The organism is Bacillus sp. GMa5/1 (genome assembly GCF_050172015.1).
Lineage (GTDB): Bacteria > Bacillota > Bacilli > Bacillales > Bacillaceae_G > Bacillus_A > Bacillus_A cereus.
On the sequence record NZ_JBNLYC010000194.1, the window covers coordinates 1 to 6,780 of the forward strand.

Consider the following 6,780-nt stretch of genomic DNA (forward strand, 5'->3'; position numbering starts at 1 on the left):
AGAATGAAAGCAGGTTAAGAATGAGGGGAGAGAGGTGAGACGATGGATATTAAAATTAATGGATTAGAAAAAACATTTGGAAAAACACAAGCGTTAAAGCCGTTGCAGATTGTAATGAAAAAAGGGGAATTCACTACACTTTTAGGACCTTCGGGATGTGGGAAAACGACTTTACTTAGAATGATAGCAGGACTTGAAGAACCGGATAAGGGAGAAATATGTTTTGGAGACCAATGCATGTATTCTGCTACAAAAAAGATAAAGACATCTCCTCATGAACGGAATATCGGTATGGTATTTCAAGATTTTGCTTTATGGCCGCACATGACTGTTTTTGAAAATGTTGCATTTGGTTTAAGAGCTACAAAGCAAACGAATCATGTACGAGAAAAAGTAGAGGATGCGATAAAGCGAGTTCGCCTGCAAGGTATGGATAAAAGGTATCCACACGAACTTTCTGGTGGACAGCAACAACGTGTCGCATTCGCTAGAGCAATTGTAACAAAACCTCATTTTATTTTGTTTGATGAACCGCTAAGTGCACTCGATGCAATTTTGCGAGAAGAAATGAGAATAGAGCTTATGGATATCGTTCATTCCATTGGTTTAACTGCACTGTATGTCACTCACGATCAAACAGAAGCAATGTCAATGTCAGACCAAATTATTGTCATGAAACAAGGAGAAGTATTACAAAAAGGAACACCGGAAGATATTTATGTGAAACCGTCTCATGAATTTGTTGCCAAATTTGTTGGTAAGGCGAATTGGCTTGTAGAGGGTGAAAAAATGATTCGTCCAGAGCATGTGAGTTGGACAAAAAATGATGTGTGCGAAATGTATACAGGTGAAATTCAGCACGTTACATACGTAGGAGAGCGTTATGAAGTGAAAGTAAATATGGGGACTTTAGGCATCTGGACAGCCTATCACAATAGTAAGCTAAGCATCGGGAAACCAGTATCGTTATATGTACCCAAAAAATGTATTCATCATATAGGGGGAGAATCGTATGAAGAAATTCAGTTCGCTTAAGTCTTTATTTGTATGTACTTTACTATTTTCTACTGTAGTAACAGGTTGTAGTTCAAAGACAGGTAATGCAGATGCAAAAAGTAAAAATATGAATGAAAAGAAAATTGTTGTATATAGTGCAGGGCCAAAAGGGTTAGCAGAAAAAATTCAAAAAGACTTTGAAAAGAAAACTGGTATAAAGGTGGAAATGTTTCAAGGGACAACTGGTAAAATTTTAGCGAGAATGGAAGCTGAAAAGAAAAATCCAGTCGTTGACGTTGTCGTACTCGCTTCCTTACCAGCGATGGAAGGATTAAAGAAAGAGGGTCAAACGTTAGCTTATAAAGAGGCGAAACAAGCTGATAAGCTGCGTTCTGAATGGTCAGATGATAAAGGCCATTATTTCGGGTATAGTGCTTCAGCATTAGGGATTGTGTACAATACAAAAAATGTGAAGACGGCGCCTGAAGATTGGAGCGATATAACGAAAGGAGAATGGAAAGGGAAAGTGAATCTTCCAGATCCAGCACTTTCAGGTTCAGCTTTAGACTTTGTAACAGGATACGTGAAAAAGAATGGACAAGATGGATGGAATTTATTTGAGCAGCTTAAGAAAAATGAAGTTACAGTAGCAGGAGCAAACCAGGAAGCGTTAGACCCAGTTGTAACAGGTGCGAAAGATATGGTCATTGCGGGTGTTGATTATATGACGTATAGCGCAAAAGCAAAGGGTGAACCTGTTGATATTGTATATCCAAAAAGCGGAACAGTTATTAGCCCACGTGCAGCGGGGATTATGAAGGATAGTAAGAATGTTGAAGGTGCAAAAGAGTTTATTGATTATTTATTATCCGATGATGTACAAAAACAAGTTTCTAAAGCGTATTTATTGCCTGGTAGAACAGATATAAAAGCTGAAAATAGACCAAATATAGAAGAGATTCCAGTATTAAATATTGATTGGAAAACAGTTGAGAAAGAGCAAGATGAAATAGGAAAACAATTTAAGAAAGTATTTCAATAAGATGGTGATTCCATGGTAAATCGATTCGTATCAGTAAGACAAGTTGGAATGACGGTAGCGTTATTACTTGTGGCGATGTTAATCGTCATTCCACTTTTTCTTATTTTATTTTCTAGTGTATATGAAAATAGCAGTTGGAATTTTTTAAAGCCTTTTGAAGTGATGCAGAGTGGTGGATTAGCTGGGATTTTTCTAAATTCGATGCTTCTAGGTGCACTCGTTGTAATAGGTGCTACAATATTTGCATTTCCATTGGCATTTATTATGAGCAAAACAGATGTAGGAAAGTATAGTAAGTTAGATATTGTTTTTATGATTCCATTTATGACACCGCCGTATATTGGATCGATGGGCTGGATTTTGTTCATGCAACCTAACGGCTATTTTGAACAATTTTTCCCGATGTTAAAGACAGTTTCATCATCGTTTTTTAGTTTAGGAGGTATGGTATTAATTATGAGTCTGCATTTATTCCCATTCCTTTATTTCATGCTGAAAAACACGTTGCTTCAGATTGGGAGTAGTAAAGAAGAAGCTGCAGCAGTTCATGGCGGAAGTTTTTTCTATCGCTTAAGAAAAATAATATTGCCGTTATTAGTATCAAGTTATGTAATGGGTGCTTTACTCATTTTCGTAAAGACGATTGCTGAATTTGGAACACCGGCTACATTCGGACGTAGAATAGGATTCCACGTGTTAACATCAGAAATTCATAAATTTATTTCGAGTTGGCCAATTGATTTCAGTAGTGCAACAGCATTATCTTCTTTATTACTTAGTGCTTGTGTGCTCATTTGGTATATGCAAAATGTATTGAATCGAAAGTATTCATATGCAATGGTTAGTGGAAAAGGTGTGAAATCTAAAAGATATACTTTGTCTATATTTACGCGCGTTGTAGCATGGATGTATGTAATTGGTTTATTAATCGTATCGATTGGAATTCCATACTTTTCTATACTTATTGCTTCTTTTTCAAAATTAAGAGGCGGCGGTTTACATGTAAATAACTTTACAACAAGTCATTATGAGGCATTGTTTACAATGGGGTCTCCGGGATTAGAGGCTTTATGGAATAGTTTTCTTTTTTCACTCGTAACAGCGATTATTGCGGTAATGATTGGAGTCTTTTTGGCACTTATGATTCGAAAGGGGAAAAAAACCTCTGAAAAATGGCTTGATATGTGCGGTATGTTACCGAATATGGTACCAGGAATCGTTATGGTTGTAGGTCTTATTCTATTTTGGAATTCACCATATATGCCTATGTCAATTTATAATACACCAATCATGGTTATCGTAACGTATGTTGTTCTGTTTTTACCTTACACGGTGCAATATGTAAAATCATCACTCGGACAAATTGATGATTCTCTCGTGCAGGCAGGAAGTATTTTTTCTGGAAATTATATTTATATTTTTAGAAAAATAATATTGCCTCTTATTATCCCAGGCATTCTTGCCGGATGGGCGATGACATTTACAATTTCAATAAGAGAGTTAGTAGCATCACTTCTCGTATTACCTCCATCAGTAGAAACGTCAGCAACGTTTATTTTTGCTCAATTTGAACAGGGTGAAGTATCTATAGGAATGGCGATGGCCGTTGTTTCTGTTGGACTTACAGCAATGTGCTTATTACTGCTGCAACATATGGAGCAAAAGCGAAAAGGGGTAGCATGATGAGAGTGGAAGTATGGGGAGGAGCAGGAGAATACGGTCGCTCTTGCTATTTTGTAAAAAATAAAGAGACGAAAATAGTATTTGATTGTGGTATTAATCGATCATATGAGAATAGTTATCCAAAAATAGAGGGAGAAGTTGTTCAATTTTTAGATGCGGTATTTTTATCACATATTCATGAAGATCATACGATGGGTTTACCTTTATTGGCGAAGTATGGATATAAGAAAAAAATTTGGACGACTCGTTATACGAAGGAGCAACTGCCGTTATATTATGAAAAATGGAGAAACTATAATGTGATGCAAGGGTGGAAGTTACCTTATAGCGACCAACATATAAAAGATTTAAATTATGTATGTATTGATGAGATTAGTAATCCAAATGAATGGATACAAATTACTCCTACATTGCGGTTTCAGTGGGGGTATAGTGGGCATGTATTAGGAGCTGTTTGGTTTTTAGTTGATATGTGTAATACATACGTATTTTATTCAGGCGACTATTCAGCAGAGTCTAATATACTACGAGCTAATTTACCTGAGAAATTGGGCCACAATATAAAAGTTGCAATTGTAGATGCCGCTTATCACACAGATGATGTTTCGCAAAATGAAAGATTAGACGATCTATGTGCAGAAATTGAACGAGTTATGCAAAATGAAGGAATAGCATTATTACCGCTGCCACAACTTGGTAGGGCGCAAGATATAGTATTGTATTTATATGAACGATATAAAGAATTTCCGCTTATAGTAGATAAAGAAATTTTGGCTGGATTTGAAGAGATGTTCATATATAAAGGTTGGATAAAAAATAATGAAGAACTTAAATGGATTATGGAGAGTTTAAAAAGAAACATAATAGTGATGGATAATGACATTAGTATGCAAAATAGTTACGGAATAGTTGTAATGAGTGATGCGAATATGCAAACGAAACGAGCACAGTTATACTATGAACAACTTCGGAATGAAAAACGGAATGCCGTTATTTTTACTGGGCATATTGCGAAAGGGAGTTTTGCAGAAAAAGTTATGAAAGAACATGTAAGGAGTACATGTAGGGTGAAGAGAGTTCCGTATAAAGTTCACCAAAGTATAAGAGACGTTAAAGAGATGCTAAATACATTATTACCAGAACATACGGTGTTAGTGCACGCTTTGAAAGAGGATACGGATCGATTACAACAAAAGCTAAGTACAGCAGGGTATGAAAATGTATATTCACTTGCAATGGAACGTATAGAAGTCATTTGAAATGTAAAGGGGATAGGTATATGAAAAAAGTATTTGTATTCGTAAGCATTTTCTTTTGTTGTTTCCTTTATAACGTTAAGGAAGGGTTTGCAGCTAGTCCAATGAAACCTAGTTTTGAAGTAAAGTTATTATTGAAGCCAGAACAAGTATTAGGTGATAACAAAGAGATGAAGCAAGAGGTGCTAGAACATTTCCAGGCTGGTACAAAATATGAAAGAATACAAGTGCAATTTTTAGATACTGCGAATAAAAGTTTAAGCGAGGAAGGTTGGTTTGCTAGAATTCGAAAGAAAGAATTTAGTAAAGATTTTGAATTAACATATAAAAAAAGATATCCTATTCCAAATGGTGTAATTCAAGATGCACTAGAAGTAGCTAAAAAAGAAGGATTCGATAGTAATACGGATAGTTATGAGGCGGAAATAGATTGGGGATTTGAGAAGAAAACATTAAGCATTTCAAATAAGAAAAGTTACAGCGCTAAAGGATATGGGATACTTGATTTACCAAATGAACAAGCTGCTCAAAACATGTTAGTAGAAAAATTACCAGGGAAAATGAACAAATGGTTGTATACAAATTGGGGAGAGGAAATGTTAAAGAATTCCCGTATTTACGGTCCTGTATTAATGAAACGATATACAGGAGAGTTTGAAAACATAAAAGCAAATATTGAAATTTGGCCATTAAGTAATACCGGAAAATTAGAAGATGACTTCGTAATAGAAGTGTCATTTAAAACAAATGAAGAAAGTATTGCGACAAAACAAAGGGAATTATTAATGGCGAGTTTAGAGAAAAAAGGCTGGTTGTTACCGAAAGATAGTTTGAAGACAGAGCTTATTTTTCAGTAAATGAGAAAAAAGGAATCCATATTTCTTGGATTCCTTTTTCTAATATATGAGTATTAAGCTAAGTCAGCTGACACGAACATATCACTATTTTGAAGGTTTTTAGAGCGTAAACTATAAGCAACTACCTTCTTTTTATATTGTTTTACAACATCAACATGCTCCTCGTGACTATAAATATAAAATGTAAAATTCTTTTTGCCACGTTTTGCATTGATAATTAAAGGCGTACCCTCATTGTGTGGTGGTGCATAATAGCGATCTAAAAATAAACCTTCGTTAAAATCATGAATAATTTTTGATTTCTGTTCGCCTTCTACGTTATTTCCGTGAATTGTAATAGTCACATTCTCTTCTTCAAGTTTTGGATGTGTTTCGTACTTGCTAATAATGGATTCAATAACAGTGTTAGGAAGGCTAGAAACGATAATTTTAAATGCTCCAAATACAACTAACATTACAATAAACCAAGTCGTCATAGTATATCATCCCCTTTATTCTATTTAATAATATAACTCATATGGTAATAGTACATATGGTGAAGTTTTGTATAATTTGTGAAAAATATGCCATTTTCACGAACGAAATGTTAGAAAAATCAATTTTGTTACAAAAAGTTGAAATCGAAGTATTTTAAAAGAAAAAGGTTTATAATAAAAATATAACTAATAACCACATTACTAATTATAAGGAAGTGTAACTATGAGTACTGTAGCAATCGTATATGGTATTATTCTTTCCACAATTATTGTTTTGTTTTTCGTTGGGGTTTCACGTTATATTCATAAATGGAAAGAAGGCGTTGCGAAATTAAATCACATTGAAGAAGAACTTAGTGATTTAATGTTACATCATGGTAAGTAAACATTTATTTTTTAACTAAACAATGTGAAGAATATCACAAAACGTGCTTTCCTAATGAAGGCATGTTTTTTTGTTGTTTAAGAAA

8 protein-coding genes are annotated in these 6,780 nt (G+C 34.6%); 7 read left to right on the forward strand and 1 reads right to left on the reverse strand.

From position 1 onward, the window contains the following. Positions 1-42: 42 nt before the first annotated feature. From ACQGSG_RS24960 to ACQGSG_RS24980, 5 genes are read left to right on the forward strand one after another with little or no spacing between them, the layout of a single operon-like run. Positions 43-1,035, forward strand: a complete 993-nt coding sequence (locus ACQGSG_RS24960; protein WP_325842274.1) for an ABC transporter ATP-binding protein — start codon at positions 43-45, stop codon at positions 1,033-1,035. Continuing rightward, positions 1,013-2,038 carry an ABC transporter substrate-binding protein gene (locus ACQGSG_RS24965; protein WP_000714716.1) on the forward strand — a complete coding sequence of 342 codons (1,026 nt, stop codon included), beginning with the start codon at positions 1,013-1,015 and terminating at the stop codon, positions 2,036-2,038. Before ACQGSG_RS24960 ends, ACQGSG_RS24965 begins: the two co-directional genes overlap by 23 nt. Positions 2,039-2,050: 12 nt before the next feature. Further along, complete coding sequence (locus ACQGSG_RS24970; RefSeq protein ID WP_426948253.1) at positions 2,051-3,721, forward strand: ABC transporter permease; 1,671 nt, start codon at positions 2,051-2,053, stop codon at positions 3,719-3,721. After that, complete coding sequence (locus tag ACQGSG_RS24975; protein WP_043308210.1) at positions 3,718-4,980, forward strand: MBL fold metallo-hydrolase; 1,263 nt, start codon at positions 3,718-3,720, stop codon at positions 4,978-4,980. Before ACQGSG_RS24970 ends, ACQGSG_RS24975 begins: the two co-directional genes overlap by 4 nt. Before the next feature lie 20 nt (positions 4,981-5,000). Then, a complete protein-coding gene (locus ACQGSG_RS24980) occupies positions 5,001-5,834 on the forward strand; it encodes a hypothetical protein (protein WP_044584287.1) in 834 nt (277 codons plus the stop codon). 53 nt (positions 5,835-5,887) lie between these two features. On the opposite strand, the gene ACQGSG_RS24985 is transcribed toward ACQGSG_RS24980, so the two are convergent. Continuing rightward, positions 5,888-6,310: a YfmQ family protein gene (locus ACQGSG_RS24985; protein ID WP_000214592.1), complete on the reverse strand. Its 423-nt coding sequence runs from the start codon at positions 6,308-6,310 to the stop codon at positions 5,888-5,890. Between the two features lie 41 nt (positions 6,311-6,351). Here ACQGSG_RS24985 and ACQGSG_RS24990 point away from each other — a divergent pair, with 41 nt between their 5' ends. Then, positions 6,352-6,468, forward strand: coding sequence for a hypothetical protein (locus tag ACQGSG_RS24990; RefSeq protein ID WP_001987133.1), 117 nt, complete (start codon positions 6,352-6,354; stop codon positions 6,466-6,468). A gap of 65 nt (positions 6,469-6,533) precedes the next feature. Beyond that, positions 6,534-6,695 (forward strand): hypothetical protein, encoded by a 162-nt coding sequence (locus tag ACQGSG_RS24995; protein WP_000108701.1) that lies wholly within the window; start codon positions 6,534-6,536, stop codon positions 6,693-6,695. The last annotated feature ends 85 nt before the right edge of the window (positions 6,696-6,780 follow it).

Bases quoted from the DNA above. Each gene is read 5' to 3' on its own strand.
- ACQGSG_RS24960 (WP_325842274.1), top strand. From the start codon at position 43: ATGGATATTAAAATTAATGGATTAGAAAAAACATTTGGAAAAACACAA.
- ACQGSG_RS24965 (WP_000714716.1), top strand. From the start codon at position 1,013: ATGAAGAAATTCAGTTCGCTTAAGTCTTTATTTGTATGTACTTTACTA.
- ACQGSG_RS24970 (WP_426948253.1), top strand. From the start codon at position 2,051: ATGGTAAATCGATTCGTATCAGTAAGACAAGTTGGAATGACGGTAGCG.
- ACQGSG_RS24975 (WP_043308210.1), top strand. From the start codon at position 3,718: ATGATGAGAGTGGAAGTATGGGGAGGAGCAGGAGAATACGGTCGCTCT.
- ACQGSG_RS24980 (WP_044584287.1), top strand. From the start codon at position 5,001: ATGAAAAAAGTATTTGTATTCGTAAGCATTTTCTTTTGTTGTTTCCTT.
- ACQGSG_RS24985 (WP_000214592.1), bottom strand. From the start codon at position 6,310: ATGACGACTTGGTTTATTGTAATGTTAGTTGTATTTGGAGCATTTAAA.
- ACQGSG_RS24990 (WP_001987133.1), top strand. From the start codon at position 6,352: ATGGTAATAGTACATATGGTGAAGTTTTGTATAATTTGTGAAAAATAT.
- ACQGSG_RS24995 (WP_000108701.1), top strand. From the start codon at position 6,534: ATGAGTACTGTAGCAATCGTATATGGTATTATTCTTTCCACAATTATT.